The sequence below is a fragment of the Pseudomonas sp. Pseusp15 genome, assembly GCF_059492165.1.
The window spans coordinates 1,638,036-1,657,074 of the sequence record NZ_CP168523.1; the positions used below are offsets into that span (position 1 = coordinate 1,638,036).

A 19,039-nucleotide genomic window follows, 5' to 3' on the forward strand; every position below is an offset into this window, starting at 1 on the left:
CGCAAACCATGGCCGACTTTTTCAACAGAATCGGCTCATAGCGGCCCTTCGGACTTGCCCAGAAAGCCCGGCTGCTGACCGGTCAATCCAGATAACGAAAACTATGCATGTCAGTCGGAGTACGGGCTTTAATGTCGGTGCAGATTCACCTGCTCACGGCGCTGGATTTCTATAATTTGCGAGATGTGATGCACGCTATCGGTGGGTTCCAGGTTCTGAACCCCTATTTAAATCAAGGAAGACAACCCATTGAAAACAGCTCTCGGCGCTCTGCTTTTAACCTGTCTGACGACCAGCGCTCTCGCTGACGTCAACTCTGTCGGCTTCCAATCCTACACCCTGCCGGACCCACACAATGAGCGTCCGCTGGAGATGGTCGTTTGGTATCCCAGTACAACGACCGTCACCCCACAGTTGATCGGCGACGATGTGGTGTTTGTCGGTGCTTCTGCGGTTCGCAACGCGCCACCCTCTGCTGGCGAGCACCCATTGGTGGTGCTCTCCCATGGATTCAGAGGCAATTGGAACAATCAGAACTGGTTGGCGAGTGCATTGGCCCATAAGGGTTACATTGTCGCAGCGGTCAACCACCCCGGCACCACGACCCATGATCGAAGCCCGCAAGCGGCGGCGCAGTTATGGCAACGGCCCATTGACCTGCATCGGGCCATTGAGGCGGTCACCACTCAACCTGAAAAATTGGGCGTGGTCACAAAGCGTCAAATTGCTGTAGTGGGCCATTCACTCGGCGGCTGGACTGCAATGGAGATCGCCGGCGCTCGTTTCGACCCGGCCCTGTTTGCCCGTGACTGCAAACTCCATCCGCAGTTATCCAGTTGCACCAATTATCAAAAGATCAACCCTGAGAGTACTCCGGCATTAAAGGCTGGTCTGGCCGGCGATTTGCGCGATCAACGCGTCACCGCTGTGGTTTCTTTGGACCTGGGACTCTCGCGCGGGATGACCGATGAGAGCCTTGCGGCACTGCCGGTGCCGGTGCTAGTTATCGCTGCCGGCGCACCATCGGTGGAACTGCCTGCTCAGTTGGAGTCCGCCAATCTGGCCACACGCCTGCCCCAAGCGTCCAGCCGCTATGTCGAGATAAGTGACGCCAGCCATTTCAGCTTCTTGCAGATTTGCAAACCAGGTGCTGTGGCATTGCTCGAAGAGGACACTCCTGGCGATGGCATCATTTGCGGGGATGGCGACAATGCTCGCCCGCGCAAGGTAATCCAGCAGCAGGTTACGTCACTGATCACCGAGTTTTTGACGCAGTCCGCGAACAACAAAGTGGAGCTCTAGGATTGCTGGCGCTCGGCAACTCGGCAGACCTGAAATTTGCGTAGGAGCGCAATTTTTGTGTCGAATCCAGCCACCTATTACGATCAAAAACGTTTTTACACAGCCTCGACCCAAAACGGACAGATCGGTCCTGACTCGGACCGGTCTGTCGATGGCGGTTAGAAACACCAGTCCTCAGCATATACGACGCGACAGAATGGTCCTGCCAGAGTCGCATTGTGATGAGCAACAATCTCTTCAGCCTTCAGCGCAGGGGTGCTGTTGCAGGTGTGGCCATCGGCGATCAGCACTGCATCGAATCCAAAATCCCGTGCAGCGCGGCAGGTGCTGTCGACACAGTATTGGGTCTTCATTCCGGTAATGACCACGCCCTGAGCGCCACAAGCTCGTAGCTGATCGGCCAGAGCAGTCTTGGTGAAGGCGTTGGGTCGGCTTTTCTCGAAGATCACTTCGTCACCCTGTAGCTCCAGTTCCTGCACCAGTTGCGTCAACGGACTTCCGGACTCGATAGGCGAACCAGGTGGACCAATATGGCGTGCGAGAAAAATCGGCGCACCTGCACGCCGGGCTTTACTCAACAGGTTATTCAATGTGTCTAGCAGCGCTTCGCCAGCCCACGGTTTATCCGGGCCATGAAACAACCCAACCTGCATATCGAGAATCAACAGTGCATACATAGTGCTTTTCCTTGCGTTTGGACCAGCGACACAAGGGCAAAAGAAAAGGCCCTATCCATCACTGGCGGGCCTTTGAAGTTCGTGTGTTATTGGCTCACGTCACCTCTCACGACCCGCCTCTGGCGGTCGTGGTAGTCGTGGTCAAGGCAATTCGTGGCTGATTCATAACGCTGACAGTAGCTGCACGGCACCGGGTTGGCAAATGAGCGCATGAAGGTGAGGACTGATTCACCATCGTTAAGGTTCGCTTTTGGCCGATAGCCGTCCGCTGTAAAGCGCAACTAACGGCCCTGGATCGAAAACGCGGTCAGCACAACAACTTCTGGTAATAGAGCCGGGTATGTCCTGGTGGATAGTCTGCCAAGCGTCCGAATTCGGAGTAACCCAGTTTTCGATAAAAACCGGGAGCCTGAAAACTGAAGGTCTCCAGCCAGATACCAATGCAGTGTTTTTTCTGCGCGACTTCTTCAGCCATGCGCATTAGCCGTTCTCCGATACCCTGACCGCGCATTGACTCGGGAACGCTGACAAGATCGATGAGCAGCCATCGATAAGAGATCTTGCCGTACAGCCCACCAATAACTTCGTTACTGTCAGCGTCTCGTAGCAACAGAGCAAAAGTTTCATAGGCGTCGTCGCCACCGTTGGCCAGGTTATGGGCCAGCAATGGGCTCAAAATTCCTAGTCGCTCTGCTTCGGTCGCATTTTCCGAAAGCTGGATTTCTACAGACATGGCGCTCTCCCTGAGCAGTGAGTAACGGGGTCAACAAGGTATGATTCTTAGGTCCTGCGCGTAGAGCAATACTCCACAATGAGTTGAGTGACCGCTGCCACAATCGCCTGATCCGCTTCAGGAGCGCTGAACAACCGATACTGCGCATCCGGCAAATCCGGCAATCCTTGTTCCGCGCCAAGAACCGCCAGTCCTTGCCCCAACTGGCTGACTGGCGTGGGCGCTACCGCGAAGCCAGCAAGCGCCGCGGCTCGCAATCCGGCCGCGCTGCTGCACAACATCGCCGTTCGTTGGGCGATCCCCGCCCGAGCCAGTTGTGTCAGGGCCACCTCGCGATAAGGGCACGGCTCGGGGAACAGGGCCAGCGGCAACGGCGTCGGTAACTCGGTGACGGGCTGCGCCGACCAGGCCCACACCAGCGGTTCTTTCCACAGCAGCAGCCCCGTGTCGCTGGTTTCGCACAGAGAGCCGATGACCAGTTCCAGATGCCCTTGTTTCATCGAGGCCAGCAACGTGCCCGGAATGCCCACCTGCACGTCGATCTCCATCCCCGGGTACTGCGCCGCGAAATCCTGAAAAGTCCGCATTAATCGCGATTCGACAAAATCTTCGGATACCCCGATCCGCAGTCGCCCGTGAAACGGCGTGCGTGTCAGTTCTGCCCAGGCATCACGGTTCAGCGCGAGGATGGTGCGTGCATAAGCCACCAGGCGTTCGCCATCGGGCGTCAGTTGTTGGGAACGGGTGGTACGCCTCAACAGGGGTTTACCAATCTGTTCTTCCAGTCGTCGCACGTGCCCACTGACCGCGGACTGGGTCAGGTGCAGCTTCTCGGCTGCACGGCTGAAGCCTTCTTCATCGACGACCGTGACAAATGTCTTGAGTAGCAGAGCATCGAACATAGTTTGATACGTGATTAATGGCTTATTTATTTACGATTTATATTCCAAATAAAACTATGTTGCAATGTTTGCCGCCCCCCATCTCCCATTACCCGAGGCGTGCCATGACTACTCTTCTACATATCGAATGTTCCCCGCGCAAACAGCGCTCGGCCTCCCTTGAAGTCGCCCGCAGCTTCATTGCGCGCTATCAGGAAAACACCCCGGACACCGAAATCATCACCCTTGACCTTTGGAACATGGCGTTGCCGGAATTCAATGATCTGGTCATGGAGGCCAAATACGCCGGACTCAATGGCACGCCCTTGACCCCGGTACAACAAGACGCCTGGAACACCTTGAAAGATCTGGCCGCGCATCTGCACAGCGCGGATGTGCTGGTGATGTCCGTCCCACTGTGGAATTTCAGCATCCCGTACAAACTCAAGCACTTCATCGACCTGGTGTCGCAGAAAGACATCCTGTTCAGCTTCGACCCGGAGCGCGGTCTGGAAGGCATGCTGCACAACAAGACCGCTGTGGTGATGTATGCCCGCGGCCTGGATTTTTCGGCGCAGTCGATCACCCCGGCAGAGCGCTTCGACTTCCAGAAGCCCTACGTTGAAGCCTGGCTGAAATTTATCGGCGTGACGGATGTGCACTCGGTGACTGTAGAGAAAACCATCCTGGGGGAAGACGTTGACCTCTGCGCGCGTGAGGTCGCGACTCAGCAGGCCAGGGGGGTGGCGGATAGTCTTGGTCGTTGACGCTTCCACTGCACCGTAGGCTATTCAACGCCCAACGGGATATTCAAACCCAGCTTCACGGTGCTCATCGAAACAAGGGTTTTGAATCGTTTGACGTTATTGTTCTCAAAGAACAACTGGCGGGTCAGGTCGGTGTGCTGCTGCATGCTCCTGACCGCAACAGCGCCAGCAGGCCTGGTTGCGAATGCACAAGCCTTGCTAGCTCCTGGCACGGGTAAAAAACTCTGCGCTGTTTAGATCGATTATTTCTTTCGGTTCTTTATATAGCGCTGGGTCGAATATCCATAACCGATAAAACCACGTCTTCGCTTTGATTCTGTATGCGATGAATTCCATAGGGGCGCTACAGCAGACAACGGCGTCCCCGCCACGGCACTAAAGCGGTTTCAACATCAATTTCTGCTGCTCGGCCATCATCTTGTCGTCCCTTCGCCAGTCCTTAGAATCCGCCCCCATCAGCTTCGTCCAACTATCGAATCGCTTAGGGAGTTACACCATGATGAACGCCATGCAGATGCCAATGCCGATGATGAACGCCAACATGCCGATGATGGGTATGCCGATGATGATGGCGACCATGAGCTGCGAAATGATGGACGACGGCATGATGTGCAAAATGATGCCGGCCGCTGGCATGGACATGGCGATGTTCAAGAACAGCGCTGAAATGATGCAGATGATGATGAACTGCGGCATGCCGATGATGATGCACTGCGGCAACATGAGCATGATGTGCATGTCTCAGGCGAGCATGGCCATGCCCATGATGAACATGATGATGCCAATGCCCATGATGGGCATGCCGATGCCATCGATGAAGTGCATGATGGAATGCACCATGATGGCCGACGGCATGATGTGCAAAATCATGCCGATGGCTGGCATGAACATGGACATGATGAAAAGCTGCTGCGCCCTGATGATGAAAATGATGAACGATTGCAGCATGCCGATGATGATGAGCTGCAACGGCATGCCAATGATGTGCTGCACCTGCTGATCCCTGGCAGCAGACATTTAAAGGCCCCCGCAACCTGACGGTTGCGGGGGCTTTTTCATTCATTCCAGCAGGCACTGCATTCCCTTGTAGGAGCGAGGCTTGGGTGTTTAGACCTGAAGGGGGTTAGTCCAGGCGCTCCGGGTAGGTCACCACCAGATAAGCCACGGCCTCACTGTCGGCGGGGTTGCGATAGCGGTGGGGCTGGTCGGCGTAGAACAGGATCGAGTCGCCGGTGGACAGCAGATAACGTTCATCGTTGACGCTGATTTCCAGTACTCCCTGCGACACCACCAGGTTCTCCTGCACACCCGGGCCATGGCCCTCGGAGTGGTCTTCGCCCAACGGGCTCAAGCGTAGTTCGTAGAATTCCGATTGGCGTGCCACGTCGAACGGAAACAGCGCGCGGCTGACGAAGGCGCCACTGGCGCTGACCAGGCGTTTGCTCTGGTTCGCCGACAGCACGGCCACACCTTCGAAAGCCCGGTGCTCGAGAAACGCCGCCACCGAAACCTTCAGGCCTTTGGCAATTTTGCACAGCACTTTGATCGACGGCACGCTGCGTCCGGATTCGATCTGCGCCAGCATGGCCCGACTCACGCCGCATTGCCGGGCCAGAGCGTCGAGGGACAGATGACGCTTGCCCCGCAGCCGTTGCAGGTTCTGCGCGACCCGCTCGCAGATCGGCTCTTCTTCCAGTTGTTCGAGGTTATTCAAGTCCGTCACGGGGTCGTCCGTGCTCACCAGAAAACGCGAGGGTTGCTGCGCGTTCACGCGTGACGGGTCTCGGTCGATTGGGCAGCCTGGACCCACTGAAAAGCCTGCAGGCCGGCGTTGCGTGCGTACATTTCCCACATGGCCCGTGCCCGTTGCTGAGCCTGTTTGCGTTTGCGGTAGCTGGCGAAGTCAATGAGGTTGTCAGTCGGATTCATGGGGCACTTCACTGTGGTGATGAATGACGGGATGAGCTGAGAGTACGCGGATATTTTTATAACGATAAATACTGATTTTGTATTTATTAATGCTCTTTGGTTCTTATGATTGGCCGCGTCAAAGCCCCCGACTGCTCCTGATCAACTCATAGGCCCGACGCACCAGCGGATTCACGGTATTGGGTCGAATCCACAAGTGGTAGGTCACGTCCGGCAGCCGTGGCAGGCCATCGTTTTCGCCGAGCACGCGCATGTCCGGGCCGAGCATTTCCATGCTTCTGGGCGTGACGCCCAGCCCGGCACGCGTTGCGGCCTTGATGCCGATCAGGTTCGACGCCAGGTACGCCTGGCGCCATGGAATGTTGGCGCGCTCCAGCGCCTCCAGGGCGTAGCGACGATAGATGCTCGGCTCATCCACCAGAATCAGCGGCAAAGGCTCACCGGGCGTATGGATGTACTGCGCCGAGCAAATCCACCACACCGGCGAGGTGCGCAAGGCGAAGCCTTCGAGCGTCGGGTCTTCACGGGTGGAGATCACCATGTCGACCTTGCCTCGGTGCAGGTCGTCCATCAGAAACGGGCTGCGGCCGACATCGATCTCCAGGCGCAAGCGCGGGGCCGAGCGGGCGATATGGCTGAGGATCGGCGGCAGGATGGTGTCGGCGATGTCATGGGGCGAGCCGATCCGCAGCACACCGCTCAAGTTGCTTTCGCGCAGGGAATTCAGCGCATCGTCGTTGAGCGAAAGCATCTGCCGCGCATGACGCAACAACTGCAAACCGGCTTCAGTCAGTTGCTTCTGACGCCCGCGCTTCTCGAACAGATTCACCCCCACTTGTTGTTCCAGGCGTTGCATGTGCTGGGTGACCGACGATTGTGTGCGGGCCAGTTGCGCACCGGCCTCGGCAAAACTGTGGTGATCGACCACGGCAATGAAGGTGCGCAGTAATTCGAGATCGAGGGTAGGTGAGGTCGGCATGGCCATTTCCGGGGCTGTTTTTATATCAAGGCTGCAAACATAAACATTACATTTGTTTATGTGTTTTTGGCGATATTTTAGTGTTTAGGTCGATGGCGTCAGTAAATTCGGGCGTCGTGAAGGTTGTTACTTGGAGCAAACACAGCAAGTTATAACGATATTAGATATTTGAATTTCCGTTACTTCAGGACTGTACCTAGGATGCCGCCTCATCAGGTCGGGGAACGCCGATCATCCATGAGGGGAAATCCATGTTGCTTGAGCGCTCACCTGTAAAACGCTGGTTGCCTGTAATGCTGGGCGCCTTGATCTCATTGGCCGCCAGTGCCGGGGCTCAGGCTGATGCCACGCTGGACAAGATCCAGCAACGCCATGTGCTGACGGTGGGGGTCGTACTGTCCGGCGGCCCTTTCGGCAGTATTGATCCGGGTACTCAGAAACCTCGGGGCTTGAACGTCGACCTCGCTCAGGAACTGGGCCGGCAGTTGGGCGCCGAGGTGCAACTGGTGCCGGTATTGCCCGCCAACCGCGTGCAGTTTTTGCAGCAGGGCAAAGTGGATTTGTTGATCGCCAACATGGAATGGACCGCCGAGCGCGGTGAGATCCTCGGTTTTGTGCCGACACCGTTCTACCGCGTCGGCGGTACCGCGGCGCTGCTCAAGGACAGCAAGATCAGCCGTTGGGAAGACCTCAAGGGCCAGCCCGTCTGCACCTCTCAGGGCAGCAGCTACATCAAGCCGCTCACCGAGTTGGGCGTGGAGATCAAGGCATTCAAGAGCTCGTCGGAATCCTTGCTCGCGCTGCGTGGCAACAACTGCGTCGCGGCAGTGCATGACGCCACGCTGATCAACCCGTTGATCGCTGACAACGCCGAATGGCAGGGCTATCGCGCGCTGAGTCCGGAGCTCAACCCGGCCCCTTCGGTGATCTGGACCCGACCTGGCGAACGCGATACCCAGGCCCGGCTCGACCCCATCGTCAAGGAACTGCACCGCAGCGGCTGGCTGATCGACGCCCAGACCCGCAACCGCATAACGCCCGCGTCACCGGCCTTGGTGGAGTTGCAGAAACAGTTCCAGGCCAACGGCGCCTGAGCGGTTCACCTCATTGTTTTCAATAGACCGCCGACGGATTCGGCGGTCGTTCAAGGTAGTCGTGCATGAACCGATATTTTTCCGCTAGAAGCCTGGCCATGCTGTGCCTGGCAGGATGCGCCGTGCTGGGCGCCAGCCTCGCTCAGGCCGATGCCACGCTGGACAAGATCGAACAACGCCACGCGATCAGCGTCGGGGTGATGCTCAGTGGTCCGCCGTTCGGCACCCTCGACCCCAAGACCGGCGAACACCTGGGGTACAACGTCGAACTGGCTAAGGGCATCGCCAAGGCGCTGGGTGTCGAGGCCCAGACTGTTTCGGTGCTGGCACCCAACCGGGTGCAGTTCCTGCAGCAGGGCAAGGTCGACATCCTGATCGCCAATATGCAGTTCACCGAAGAACGCGCCGAGATTCTCGATTACGTGCCCACGCCCTATGAAGAAGTCGGTGGCGCCGCGTTGATTCGCAAGGGTGCGGGTATCACCCAGTGGAGCGACTTTAAGGACAAACCGGTGTGCGTGTCCCAGGGCAGCAACTTCATCAAGCCATTACAGGAAACCTACGGCGCGCAGATCAAGGCGTTTCGCAGCCAGTCCGAATCGCTGTTGTCGTTGCGCGGCAATGGCTGCGTGGCGGCGGTGCATGTCAGCCCGACCATGCATACCTTATTGAGCGATGCTGAGTGGGCCGGGTATGAAATTCCGCTGCCGGGTGACTTGATCCCGTCGAACTCGGTGATCTGGATACGCAAGGGCGAGCACGATACCCAGGCGAAGCTGGATGCCATCGTGCGCGACTGGCACCGCAGCGGCTGGCTGATCGAATTGGGCGAACGCACGGGCATGGCACCGTCGCAAGCCTTGCGTGACCTGCACGAGCAATACCGCAACGCGGCACCGCTGGCAGTGCGGTCATGAGTCGACCGTTGTTCGTGGCCTTGCAGCAACTGCTCGGCGCCCGTCATGTGCAGACCAGCGAAGAGGCCGCGCCGTACCTGACCGACAAACAGGGCCGTTACGTGGGGCAGGTGATTGCCGCCGTGCACCCGGCAAGCACCGAAGAAGTTGCGGCGGTGGTGCGCGCGTGCGTGGCCTGCGATACGCCGGTGGTGGTGCAGGGCGGCAACACCGGGCTGATGGGCGGCGCGACTCCGGACGCCAGTGGCCGCGCGGTGTTGTTGCTGCTCGACCGGATGAATCGCGTTCGGGCAGTGGACACCGACAACGACACCCTGACCGTCGAGGCGGGCTGCATTCTGCACACCATTCAGGGCGTCGCCCGCGATGCCGGGCGCCTGTTCCCGCTGAGCCTGGGCGCCGAAGGCAGCTGCACTATTGGCGGCAATCTGGGCACCAATGCCGGTGGCACGGCGGTGCTGCGCTATGGCAATACCCGCGAATTGACCCTTGGTCTGGAAGTGGTCACCGCCCAGGGCGACATCTGGAATGGCCTGCGCGGTTTGCGCAAGGACAACACCGGCTACGACTTGCGCGACCTGTTCATCGGCAGCGAAGGCACCCTCGGCATCATCACCGCCGCCACCCTGAGACTGTTCCCGTTGCCCAAGGCCCAGGCCACAGCGCTGTTGGCCTTCGACTCGCTGGCCCAAACGGTGACGTTCCTGTCCCATGCCCGCGCCGGTTTCGGTGCCAGCCTGACCGCGTTCGAACTGCTCAGTGCCGGGTGCCTTGCGTTGCTGCGCGAGCAATTTCCCGAAGGCCCACAACCCTTTTCCGGTGCCCGTCAGCCTTGGTTTGCGTTGTTGGAATTGTCCGATAACCACAGCGAAAGCCATGCCCGCGAAGCGTTTGAACAGGTACTGGGCGAGGCCTACGAGCAGAGCCTGCTGGCCGATGCGCTGATCGCCGAAAGCCTCGCCCAGAGCCAGGCGTTTTGGCTGTTGCGCGAGAACATGAGCGAGGCGCAGAAGCGTGCCGGTCGCAATATGAAGCACGACATCTCGGTGCCGATTTCCCAGGTCGTGGCATTTGTCGCCCATACCGATGCGCTGTTGCAGCGCCATTTCCCTGGTGTGCGGCATTACACCTTCGGCCATCTGGGCGACGGTAACCTGCATTACAACGTCGCCCATCCGCACAACTCAACGGTCGAGGCGCACATGGCCCATTACGCAGCACTCAGCCAACTGGTGCACGACAGCGCCCACGCTCACGGCGGCTCCATTAGCGCCGAGCACGGTGTCGGCCAGCGCAAACGGGACATGCTAGGGCGCTACAAAAGCCCGGTGGAACTCGACCTGATGCGCCGGATCAAGCAAGCGCTGGACCCGAACAATCTGCTGAACCCCGGCAAGGTTTTGAAGGGGAGTCAGTCATGACGCTTCGTCTGTCCAAACGCGTACAGCGCGTCTCGCTGTCGGCCAATGCCGCCGCGAAATCTCAAGCCACGGCATTGCGCGAGGCTGGTCGCGACATCCTCGACCTGACCACCGGCGAGCCGGATTTTGACACCCCGGAGCACATCAAGCAGGCCGCTTATGCCGCCATCGCCGCCGGTGCCACCAAGTACACGCCGACACCGGGCGTGAAGGCCTTGCGCATCGCGGTGCAACGCAAACTACAGCAGGAAAACCAGCTGGACTATCCGCTGGAATCGATCGTGATTGGCAACGGTGCCAAACAGATCATCTTCAATGCCTTTGCCGCCACCCTCGACGACGGCGATCAGGTGCTGGTGCCAACGCCGTACTGGCCGTCGTTCCCCGACAGCGTGCGCTTCAATGGCGGCGAGCCGGTGTTTATCGAATGCGGGCTGGCGCAGGGCTGCAAACTGACGGCCGAACAATTGGAGCAACGGATTGGCGAACGGACTCGCTGGCTGATCCTCAACGGCCCCGGCAACCCCAGCGGCGCGGTGTACAGCGCGGCCGAGCTGCGCGCCCTGGCCGAGGTGCTGCGGCGCCATCCCCACGTGCTGATTCTGCTGGATGAGCTCTACGAACATATCCGTTTCGACGGTTTGCCTGCCCAGAGCCTGCTCAACGTTGCGCCGGATTTGCAGGCGCGCAGCCTGCTGGTGGGCGGGGTGTCCAAGACCTACGCCATGACCGGTTGGCGCATCGGTTTCGGCGCCGGACCGCAAGCGCTGACCCAGGCCATGACCGTGGTGCAATCGCAATCCACCTCGGGCGCTTCCTCGGTCGGACAAGCCGCCGCATTGGCGGCATTCGAAGGTGGACTGGATTTCTTGCGGTCGCAAGTCGCGGCCTATCAACAACGCCGGGATTCACTGGTCAGCGCCTTACGCGAAGTGGACGGTCTTGAAGTGCTCGAACCTCAAGGTGGTTTCTTCGTGTTTGTGCGCTGCGCCGGGTTGTTGGGGCGCTATCGCCCGGACGGTCGACGTCTGCAAAGCGATGCCGACGTCGTCGCGTATTTGCTGGAAGAGGGCGTGGCCGGCGTGGCGGGCAGCGCTTATGGCTTGTCGCCGTGGTTTCGCCTGTCCATTGCCACGGCGACCGACACCGTAGTCGAAGCCGGATGCCGCATCGCTCAAGCCTGCAGGCAATTGCGGGGCGAACCATGAGTCATTTGTTGGAACTGTTCGTCCACTGGGCCGCCGGATTCGGCCTGAACTACGGCTTTCTGCTGGACGCTTATCAGCGCGGAACCCTGGAGAAGGGCGCGCTGACCACGGTGCTGCTGTGCCTGTTCACCATCGTCGGCAGCCTGCTGGCGGGGGTCGGTTTGGCGGCGATGCTGACCTCGGGTAAACCTTGGCTGGCAAAACCTGCGCGGGTGTTTGTCGAAGTCACCCGCAACACGCCGACGCTGGTGCAGCTGTATTGCGCGTTCCTGGTGCTGAACATGCTGCTGACCCAGGCCGTTGGCGCGGCCAACCCGCTGACGCCGTTCGCCTGGGTGGTGATCGTGATTTCGCTGCACAAAGGCGCGTTCCATGCCGAAGCCTTGCGCGCCGGGATCGAAGCGGTGCCGGCGGTGACGATGGAGGCAGCCAGTTCGCTGGCGTTCAGCAGCCGCCAGTTGTTGTGGAATGTGCAACTGCCACTGGCCTTGCGCTTCGCCTTGCCGTCGCTGATCAACAACCTGATCGACCTGGTAAAAATGACCGCTGTCGCCTCGGCCATTGCCGTCGGCGACATCACCTACGCGGCGATCATGATCTGGACCCAGAGCGATAACGTGTTGGAGCTGATGATTCTGATCCTGACGTTCTTCGGCTTGCTGAGTTTTACCGTCAATTGTGTGGGACGCCTGCTCGAAGCGCGCCTGAGGATGCCCGGTTATGGCCATTGAATCGTCCGTCACCGCGCCGCTGGCCTGGCCGCGTCGGCATGTCGGCAAGTTGCTGCTGTTGGTGGGGGCCGTGCTCTGGCTGGTGTATTTCGCGCCGCACAGCCCGGTACTCAAGGCTTTGCTGCAATGGTCGCCAGCCTTGGTCATCGGGTTTGGCCAGAACATTCTGATCAGTCTGGTGGCGATCGGGCTGGGCTCGTTGCTGGGGTTGTTGGTCGGTGCCCTGACGTTGTCGCCGTTGCGGCTGCTGCGCTTGCCGGCGCGGATCTGGGTGCAGATTTTTCGCAACGCGCCGTGGCTGGTGCTGATCTATTTCACCACCTATGTGTTCCCGTTCGAGATCCACATCGGCAGCACTTATGTCTCGTTCCCGGACTGGGTCAAGGTCACGATTGGCCTGGCGTTGCCGGCGAGCGCCAATGTTGCGGAGATCTTCCGTGGTGCAGTCGCCTCGATCCCCAGTACCCAGTGGGAAGCGGCGCGATCCCTGGCCTTCACTCGCGGGCAGATTTTCCGCTCGATCATCCTGCCGCAGTGCTTCAAGCGCATGTTGCCGCCGTGGATGAACCTCTACGCGGTGATCACCATGGGCACCGCACTGGCGTCTTTGGTGGGCGTGCATGACGTGATCGACACCGCGCAAATCGCCAGCAACACGGTGAACCTCACTGGCTTCACCGTGGTGATTTACCTGAGCCTGCTGGTGCTGTTCTTTGCTTACTGCTACCCGATTTCCCGACTCACCCAACGCCTGGAGCGACGTTATGCCTTCTACTGAAACCGTCGCCGAGCCCTTGGTCAGCCTGCGCGACCTGCACCTGTCATTTGGCAGCAACCCGGTGCTCAAGGGCATAGACCTCGACGTGCACCGCGGCCAGGCCGTGTCGATCATCGGCCCGTCCGGCTCCGGCAAGTCGACGATCCTGCGCTGCATCACCGGCCTGTTGCAGCCCCAGCGCGGGAGCATCCGCGTCGGCGCCACCGAGGTTCACACCCTGGCCCAGGAAAGTCAGCGTATCGAATTGCGCAAGCGTGTGGGGTTTGTGTTCCAGCAGTACAACCTGTTTCCGCATTTGTCGGTGCTGGAGAACCTGGTGATCGCCCCGCGCAAAGTGCTGGGGCGCAACCGCGCCGAGGCCGAAAAAGACGCCCGCGCCCTGCTGGCCAAGGTGCGCATGGAGCACAAGGCCGATGCTTATCCGGGGCAACTCTCCGGCGGTCAGCAACAGCGGGTGGCGATTGCCCGGGCGTTGGCCATGCGCCCGGAACTGATTCTGTTCGATGAGGTGACTTCGGCCCTCGACCCGGAAACCGTTGGCGAGGTGCTGACGGTGATTCGCGAACTCACCGAAGAGGGCATGACCTGCGTGCTGGTGACCCACGAAATGCGCTTCGCCGAAGAGATCAGCGACATCGTCTACTTCACCGAAAACGGCGTGATTGTCGAACGCGGCAGTGCCGAGCAGATCTTCCAGCACCCCACCAGCGAACGGACCCAGGAGTTTCTGCGTCACGCCCTGGGCGATCCGGGACGCCGTCCCCGTGTCGCCAACGATCCATATCTGTTGAGTAACCTGAGCCGCTACAGCCTGTCCGTCTAATACCGAGGAGTCTGTTCATGAGTACCGATAACCGTGCCGCCGTCATCGAGGATTTCCTCAAGAAAATCCGCGTCATCCATCAGCGTGGCGTCGACCGCGCCGCGTTGACGGAGATCGTCGCCTTGCTCGAAACCCTGGCCGAGCGCCGTGATCTGTTCAATTTCGACGCGTTCCCGGCGCCCGTGCCGGGACAGGGCAGCACCGCGTTCCGCTACCGCCTCAACGACGATGGCGACACACCGACGCTGTACCTCAACTCATTGCTGCCGGGTAAAAGTACGATCCCGCACAACCACGAAACCTGGGCGATCATCAGCGCCATCGAAGGTCAGGAAATCAATTACGTCTACACCCGTGATGACGAGGGCCGCGAGCCTGGGTTCACCACGTTGCACCTGGAAAAGGAAGTGATCGTGCAACCCGGCACGTCGATCTCGTTTCTCGGTGAAGACCTGCATGGCATCCGTGTCGAAGGCGAGCAGCCGACCCTGCATTTCCACCTGTACGGCTTGCCGCTGGAATCGCTCAACGGCCGTTACGGGGTCGAGGCCGACGGGCGCATTCTCAATTACAACGCCTCGCAAATGGCGCCGTCGATCAAGGCCTACACATGAGCCAGACCGTAACCCCAGGGCAACTGCAGCAATGGCTGTTCGACGGGCAGGAAATTGCCCTGTTTGATGTGCGTGAGCATGGCCAATATGGCGAAGCCCACCTGTTTCACGGGGTGAACCTGCCCTACAGTCGCCTGGAGCTGGAGGTCCGACGCCTGGCGCCGAATCCTCAGGTGCGGCTGGTGATCTATGACCAGAACGGCGGGGACATCGCGGTGCGCTCTGCTCGGCGTTTGCAGGCGCTGGGGTACAGCCGCGTGCATATTCTCGACGGCGGTGCCGATGCCTGGCAGGCGGCAGGCCTGCAACTGTTCGCGGGTGTGCATGTGCCGTCCAAAGCCTTTGGCGAGTTGGTGGAAGAGGCCAGTGATACGCCGCATGTCACTGCCAGGCAGTTGGCTGAATGGCAAGCCCGGGGCGAGCCTCTGGTGGTGCTGGACGGTCGGCCGTTCGACGAATACCGCAAGATGACCATCCCCGGTTCTGTCTGCTGCCCGAACGGCGAGCTGGGCTATCGCGTACAGGATCTGGTGCCGGACGACAGCACGCCGATCGTGGTCAATTGTGCCGGTCGAACCCGCAGCATTATTGGCGCCCAGACCCTGATCAATCTGGGATTGAAGAATCCGGTCTACGCCTTGGAAAACGGTACGCAGGGCTGGTACCTGGAAGATTTCCGGCTGGAACATGGCAGCACCCGCCGCTATGCCGATGAGGTGTCATCCAAGACCTTGCCGCAACAACGCCTCGCCGCGGCACAACTGGCCGCACGGGCCGGGGTAAACACCGTTACGGCGGCGCAGGTCGAGCAGTGGGCCGGGGAGGCCGCACGCAGTTTGTTTCTGTGCGATGTGCGTACCGCCGAGGAGTTTGTCGCCGGCAGTTTGCCCGGCGCGCAACACACGCCGGGCGGGCAGTTGATTCAGTCTACCGACCTGTACATCGGCGTACGTCAGGCGCGGTTGGTGCTGATCGACAGTGATGGCATACGGGCGCCGATCATCGCCAGTTGGCTTCGGCAGTTGGGGCATGAAGCTTATGTGCTGGAAGGTGGGGTGAGTAGCGGTCTGGCGTTGCCCGCGCTTGAGGTATCCATTCACGAAACATTGCCCGTGATCACCGCGCAGGCCTTGGCCGATGCGTTGAAGGACAGCGCGGTGGCATTGGTTGACCTGCGCCCGAGCATGACCTTCCGCAAAGGTCATATCGCCGGCTCACGCTGGTCGATTCGTTCGTTGCTGGCAAGTGAAGTGGCCGGTGAACAGCGACCTCTGGTGTTGCTGGCCGATGACCCGCAACTGGCAGCGTTCGCGGCGCTGGAATTGCCCGATGTTCAACGTGCGCAAACCCGGCTGTTGAGCGGCGGTGTTGACGCCTGGCGCGAGGCGGGTTTTGCGTTGCAAGAGGATGCCAACACGCCGCCGGATCAGCAGTGCATCGATTTTCTGTTCTTTACCCATGATCGCCACGCCGGTAACAAGGACGCGGCGCGTCAGTACCTGGCCTGGGAAGTCGGTCTGTTGGCGCAAATGAGCGCAGACGAAATCGCCAGCCTGAAACCGCTGCGTGCGCCGTCTCAAGCGACTCGTGATGCGCGGGTGCGTACCCGTCTGGTGCAGGCGGCGCGTACCGAAAAGGGCAGTGGCAGTCGAGGTGTCAACGTGCCCGTCACTCGTTTGAGCACGGTGCTGTTCGACAACCTGGCGCAGATGCGCGATGCCCGTGCTCGCCGTGACCGGGAGCGGGTGCTGAGCTATGGCGCTCGGGGCAATCCGACCGCTTTTGCCTTGGAAGACCTGGTGACGGAGCTGGAAGGCGGTTATCGCACCCGCTTGTTTGGCACCGGGCTGGCGGCGGTGGCGCAGACCTTCCTGGCCTACCTGCGGCCCGGCGATCATGTGCTGATCACCGACGCGGTGTATGCGCCCGTGCGGCGTCTGGCTCGGGAGCTGCTTGGGCCGTTCGGCATCCAGGTCAGCTACTTCGCGCCTGACGGCAGCGGCCTGCAAGGGCAACTGCAAGCCAACACCAAAATGGTCTACACCGAAGTGCCCGGCTCGCTGCTGTATGAACTCTGCGACCTGCCGGCCATTGCCGCGCTGTGCAAACCACGGGGTATCCTGCTGGCCGTCGATAATACTTGGGGCTCGGGCTACCTGTACCGGCCGCTGACCCTGGGCGCGGACATCTCGATCATGGCGTTGACCAAGTACCTGTGTGGCCACAGCGATGTGGTCATGGGCAGCGTCTGTACCCGGCAAGAAGTCTGGCAGCCGCTGGCGTCCATGAGCGACACCTTTGGCAGCGCCGTCAGCCCCGACGACGCCTGGCTGGTGCTGCGCGGCGCCCGAACCCTGGCGCCACGCCTGGAGGTGCACGAACGCCAGGCCCTGGAAATCGCTCATTGGCTACAAGCGCAACCGCAGGTGAAACGGGTGTTCCATCCGGCGCTGGCCGATCATCCCCACCATGCACTGTGGCGACGGGACTTCACGGGCAGTAACGGCTTACTGTCCTTCGAACTGCGTGATGCCGACGCTACGTATGTAGAGCGCTTCATCGATGCGTTGCAGGTGTTTGGTCTGGGCGCGTCCTGGGGCGGCTATGAAAGCCTGGTCACCGTCGCCGACACCCAGGATCGCAACAGTGCGGCAGATCGCGCATTGAACCCGGTGCTGCGGTTGCACATTGGCCTGGAAGATGTCGACGCGTTGATCGAGGATTTGCAACGCGGGTTCACCGCGATCGCGGACTAGGACTTGCGCTGATGCGGGTAAGTCGCATCGCGATCTGTAGCAGCTGTCGAGCTTGCGAGGCTGCGTTCGGCTGCGAAGCAGTCGTCAAACCAGAACTTGCGGTGTGTCAGGCGAATCGCGTTAGCCGGATTCACGACTGCTGCGCAGCCGAACGCAGCCTCGCAAGCTCGACAGCTGCTACAAAGAGTGCGCTGCGGCTTAATTTGCCGGCATTAGGACTTGCGTAGCAGGAGCAACGCCAGCGCCGCAGCCGCCAGCACCGCCCCGGCGATGAAAGTGCTGGTGGAGCCCGAGGTTTCCCATAGCGCGCCAGCCAGTACGCTGGCGATCAACAGGCACACGCCGCTGATCAGATTGAACAGGCCGAAGGCCGTGCCCCTGAGATGTTCGGGTGCGGTGTCGGCGATCAGCGTCGCGAGAATGCCCTGGCTGAACCCCATATGCAGACCCCACAAGGCCACGCCCGCCATCATGGTCATGATTGAATCCGCTTGCGCCAGCAGCAGGTCCGCCAGGATCAGCAGCCCCATGCCGACACACAGCAACTTGGTGCGGCTGATCCGGTCGGACAACCATCCGGCAGGGTAGGCCGACACCGCATACAGCAGCGACATGACCACCATCACCATCGGCACCCAAGTGGCCGTCAGGCCTGTCTGCTGCGCTTTCAAGACCAGAAAGGCCTCGCTGAAACGGGCCAGCGTGAAGAGCCCGCCGACGATCACCACCCACCAGTAACCCCGGGAAAACTCCCGCAGTACCTTCCAGTGGATAGGCGAGCGAAAGGTGTGTTTCCCGGCGACATCGGTAGGTTCTTTGACGCCACCGACAATCAACGCCACCGATATCACCGCCGGGATCACCGCAAACCACAACACCAGATGGATCTGCCCGAGCCAGAGCATCAGCACGATCGCCAGAACCGGACCCAGAATCGCCCCCACGGTGTCCATCGACTGGCGCAGACCAAAGCAGGCGCCACGAATTTCGGCGGGGGCGACATCGGCGACCAGCGCATCGCGCGGCGCGCCACGAATGCCTTTGCCGATGCGGTCCAGAAAGCGCGCGGTAAATACCACATCAACCGAGTGCGCGAGGGGAAACAGCGGCTTCGACAACGCCGCCAGACCGTAGCCCATCAACAGCAGGCCTTTACGCCGGCCGATAAAGTCGCTGATGGCGCCGGAGAATATCTTGACCACCATCGCGGTCGCCTCGGCGATGCCCTCGATCACCCCGACGGTCAGTGCGCTGGCGCCTAAAGTAGTGACCAGAAATACCGGCAACAGGCTGTGCACCAGCTCTGACGAAAGGTCCATGAACAGGCTGACAAAACCCAGGGCCCAGACCGTGGAGGGGATACGCAGTGAGGCTGATCTGGGTTTTGCGAGGTTGTCCATGCTGGTTTCCGGGTTGAATACTCATCGAT

19 protein-coding genes and 1 pseudogene are annotated in these 19,039 nt (G+C 60.1%); 12 read left to right on the forward strand and 8 right to left on the reverse strand.

The genetic code is table 11. From position 1 onward, the window contains the following. Positions 1-249 precede the first annotated feature (249 nt). Complete coding sequence (locus ACEN8R_RS07485) at positions 250-1,302, forward strand: alpha/beta hydrolase family protein (protein WP_495624705.1); 1,053 nt, start codon at positions 250-252, stop codon at positions 1,300-1,302. Between the two features lie 158 nt (positions 1,303-1,460). Here the strand turns inward: ACEN8R_RS07485 and ACEN8R_RS07490 are convergent, their stop codons facing one another. The 3 genes from ACEN8R_RS07490 to ACEN8R_RS07500 all read right to left on the reverse strand — a co-directional run bounded on the left by ACEN8R_RS07490 (position 1,461) and on the right by ACEN8R_RS07500 (position 3,614). Further along, positions 1,461-1,979 (reverse strand): cysteine hydrolase family protein, encoded by a 519-nt coding sequence (locus ACEN8R_RS07490; RefSeq protein WP_349747399.1) that lies wholly within the window; start codon positions 1,977-1,979, stop codon positions 1,461-1,463. Between the two features lie 307 nt (positions 1,980-2,286). Beyond that, a complete protein-coding gene (locus ACEN8R_RS07495) occupies positions 2,287-2,712 on the reverse strand; it encodes a GNAT family N-acetyltransferase (RefSeq protein WP_495624706.1) in 426 nt (141 codons plus the stop codon). Between the two features lie 47 nt (positions 2,713-2,759). Next, complete coding sequence (locus ACEN8R_RS07500; protein ID WP_495624707.1) at positions 2,760-3,614, reverse strand: LysR family transcriptional regulator; 855 nt, start codon at positions 3,612-3,614, stop codon at positions 2,760-2,762. A gap of 104 nt (positions 3,615-3,718) precedes the next feature. On the opposite strand from ACEN8R_RS07500, the gene ACEN8R_RS07505 reads away from it, so the two are divergent. Next, a complete protein-coding gene (locus ACEN8R_RS07505; protein WP_495624708.1) occupies positions 3,719-4,360 on the forward strand; it encodes an FMN-dependent NADH-azoreductase in 642 nt (213 codons plus the stop codon). A gap of 20 nt (positions 4,361-4,380) precedes the next feature. Here ACEN8R_RS07505 and ACEN8R_RS07510 read toward each other — a convergent pair. Next, positions 4,381-4,521: pseudogene (locus ACEN8R_RS07510) on the reverse strand (AsnC family transcriptional regulator); the annotation flags it as partial. Between the two features lie 335 nt (positions 4,522-4,856). Here ACEN8R_RS07510 and ACEN8R_RS07515 point away from each other — a divergent pair. Further along, positions 4,857-5,360 (forward strand): hypothetical protein, encoded by a 504-nt coding sequence (locus ACEN8R_RS07515; protein WP_495624709.1) that lies wholly within the window; start codon positions 4,857-4,859, stop codon positions 5,358-5,360. Positions 5,361-5,483: 123 nt separating this feature from the next. Here the strand turns inward: ACEN8R_RS07515 and ACEN8R_RS07520 are convergent, their stop codons facing one another. The 3 genes from ACEN8R_RS07520 to ACEN8R_RS07530 form a co-directional block, all read right to left on the reverse strand. Then, a complete protein-coding gene (locus ACEN8R_RS07520) occupies positions 5,484-6,074 on the reverse strand; it encodes a helix-turn-helix domain-containing protein (protein WP_230172704.1) in 591 nt (196 codons plus the stop codon). A gap of 53 nt (positions 6,075-6,127) precedes the next feature. Further along, the gene (locus tag ACEN8R_RS07525) at positions 6,128-6,289 is read right to left on the reverse strand and encodes a hypothetical protein (RefSeq protein ID WP_230172414.1); all 162 of its coding nucleotides are present in this window, start codon (positions 6,287-6,289) and stop codon (positions 6,128-6,130) included. A gap of 118 nt (positions 6,290-6,407) precedes the next feature. Continuing rightward, positions 6,408-7,268 carry a LysR substrate-binding domain-containing protein gene (locus tag ACEN8R_RS07530; RefSeq protein ID WP_258612264.1) on the reverse strand — a complete coding sequence of 287 codons (861 nt, stop codon included), beginning with the start codon at positions 7,266-7,268 and terminating at the stop codon, positions 6,408-6,410. A gap of 251 nt (positions 7,269-7,519) precedes the next feature. On the opposite strand from ACEN8R_RS07530, the gene ACEN8R_RS07535 reads away from it, so the two are divergent. From ACEN8R_RS07535 to metC, 9 genes are all read left to right on the forward strand, one after another. Continuing rightward, positions 7,520-8,362, forward strand: a complete 843-nt coding sequence (locus ACEN8R_RS07535; RefSeq protein WP_026345767.1) for a transporter substrate-binding domain-containing protein — start codon at positions 7,520-7,522, stop codon at positions 8,360-8,362. A gap of 65 nt (positions 8,363-8,427) precedes the next feature. Next, a complete protein-coding gene (locus ACEN8R_RS07540; RefSeq protein ID WP_026286690.1) occupies positions 8,428-9,279 on the forward strand; it encodes a transporter substrate-binding domain-containing protein in 852 nt (283 codons plus the stop codon). Next, positions 9,276-10,700, forward strand: coding sequence for an FAD-binding oxidoreductase (locus tag ACEN8R_RS07545; protein WP_028940218.1), 1,425 nt, complete (start codon positions 9,276-9,278; stop codon positions 10,698-10,700). The genes ACEN8R_RS07540 and ACEN8R_RS07545 overlap by 4 nt, the downstream gene beginning before the upstream one ends. Beyond that, positions 10,697-11,908, forward strand: coding sequence for an aminotransferase class I/II-fold pyridoxal phosphate-dependent enzyme (locus tag ACEN8R_RS07550; protein WP_018929772.1), 1,212 nt, complete (start codon positions 10,697-10,699; stop codon positions 11,906-11,908). Before ACEN8R_RS07545 ends, ACEN8R_RS07550 begins: the two co-directional genes overlap by 4 nt. After that, the gene (locus ACEN8R_RS07555) at positions 11,905-12,639 is read left to right on the forward strand and encodes an amino acid ABC transporter permease (protein ID WP_495624710.1); all 735 of its coding nucleotides are present in this window, start codon (positions 11,905-11,907) and stop codon (positions 12,637-12,639) included. Before ACEN8R_RS07550 ends, ACEN8R_RS07555 begins: the two co-directional genes overlap by 4 nt. After that, complete coding sequence (locus tag ACEN8R_RS07560; protein ID WP_019579457.1) at positions 12,629-13,417, forward strand: amino acid ABC transporter permease; 789 nt, start codon at positions 12,629-12,631, stop codon at positions 13,415-13,417. Before ACEN8R_RS07555 ends, ACEN8R_RS07560 begins: the two co-directional genes overlap by 11 nt. Continuing rightward, on the forward strand, positions 13,404-14,240 hold the full coding sequence (locus tag ACEN8R_RS07565; protein WP_019579456.1) for an amino acid ABC transporter ATP-binding protein: 837 nt from the start codon (positions 13,404-13,406) through the stop codon (positions 14,238-14,240). Before ACEN8R_RS07560 ends, ACEN8R_RS07565 begins: the two co-directional genes overlap by 14 nt. A gap of 17 nt (positions 14,241-14,257) precedes the next feature. Then, complete coding sequence (locus tag ACEN8R_RS07570) at positions 14,258-14,854, forward strand: cysteine dioxygenase family protein (RefSeq protein ID WP_064618368.1); 597 nt, start codon at positions 14,258-14,260, stop codon at positions 14,852-14,854. Next, entirely contained in the window at positions 14,851-17,610 is a 2,760-nt protein-coding gene (gene metC, locus ACEN8R_RS07575) for a cystathionine beta-lyase (protein ID WP_495624711.1), read from the forward strand. Before ACEN8R_RS07570 ends, metC begins: the two co-directional genes overlap by 4 nt. A 212-nt stretch (positions 17,611-17,822) precedes the next feature. On the opposite strand, the gene ACEN8R_RS07580 is transcribed toward metC, so the two are convergent. Then, positions 17,823-19,010, reverse strand: coding sequence for an MFS transporter (locus ACEN8R_RS07580; protein ID WP_495624712.1), 1,188 nt, complete (start codon positions 19,008-19,010; stop codon positions 17,823-17,825). Positions 19,011-19,039: the final 29 nt, after the last annotated feature.

Coding starts and splice junctions, on each gene's coding strand:
- ACEN8R_RS07490 (WP_349747399.1), bottom strand. CDS start 1,979: ATGTATGCACTGTTGATTCTCGATATGCAGGTTGGGTTGTTTCATGGC.
- ACEN8R_RS07495 (WP_495624706.1), bottom strand. CDS start 2,712: ATGTCTGTAGAAATCCAGCTTTCGGAAAATGCGACCGAAGCAGAGCGA.
- ACEN8R_RS07500 (WP_495624707.1), bottom strand. CDS start 3,614: ATGTTCGATGCTCTGCTACTCAAGACATTTGTCACGGTCGTCGATGAA.
- ACEN8R_RS07505 (WP_495624708.1), top strand. CDS start 3,719: ATGACTACTCTTCTACATATCGAATGTTCCCCGCGCAAACAGCGCTCG.
- ACEN8R_RS07515 (WP_495624709.1), top strand. CDS start 4,857: ATGATGAACGCCATGCAGATGCCAATGCCGATGATGAACGCCAACATG.
- ACEN8R_RS07525 (WP_230172414.1), bottom strand. CDS start 6,289: ATGAATCCGACTGACAACCTCATTGACTTCGCCAGCTACCGCAAACGC.
- ACEN8R_RS07530 (WP_258612264.1), bottom strand. CDS start 7,268: ATGCCGACCTCACCTACCCTCGATCTCGAATTACTGCGCACCTTCATT.
- ACEN8R_RS07535 (WP_026345767.1), top strand. CDS start 7,520: ATGTTGCTTGAGCGCTCACCTGTAAAACGCTGGTTGCCTGTAATGCTG.
- ACEN8R_RS07540 (WP_026286690.1), top strand. CDS start 8,428: ATGAACCGATATTTTTCCGCTAGAAGCCTGGCCATGCTGTGCCTGGCA.
- ACEN8R_RS07545 (WP_028940218.1), top strand. CDS start 9,276: ATGAGTCGACCGTTGTTCGTGGCCTTGCAGCAACTGCTCGGCGCCCGT.
- ACEN8R_RS07550 (WP_018929772.1), top strand. CDS start 10,697: ATGACGCTTCGTCTGTCCAAACGCGTACAGCGCGTCTCGCTGTCGGCC.
- ACEN8R_RS07555 (WP_495624710.1), top strand. CDS start 11,905: ATGAGTCATTTGTTGGAACTGTTCGTCCACTGGGCCGCCGGATTCGGC.
- ACEN8R_RS07560 (WP_019579457.1), top strand. CDS start 12,629: ATGGCCATTGAATCGTCCGTCACCGCGCCGCTGGCCTGGCCGCGTCGG.
- ACEN8R_RS07565 (WP_019579456.1), top strand. CDS start 13,404: ATGCCTTCTACTGAAACCGTCGCCGAGCCCTTGGTCAGCCTGCGCGAC.
- ACEN8R_RS07570 (WP_064618368.1), top strand. CDS start 14,258: ATGAGTACCGATAACCGTGCCGCCGTCATCGAGGATTTCCTCAAGAAA.
- metC (WP_495624711.1), top strand. CDS start 14,851: ATGAGCCAGACCGTAACCCCAGGGCAACTGCAGCAATGGCTGTTCGAC.
- ACEN8R_RS07580 (WP_495624712.1), bottom strand. CDS start 19,010: ATGGACAACCTCGCAAAACCCAGATCAGCCTCACTGCGTATCCCCTCC.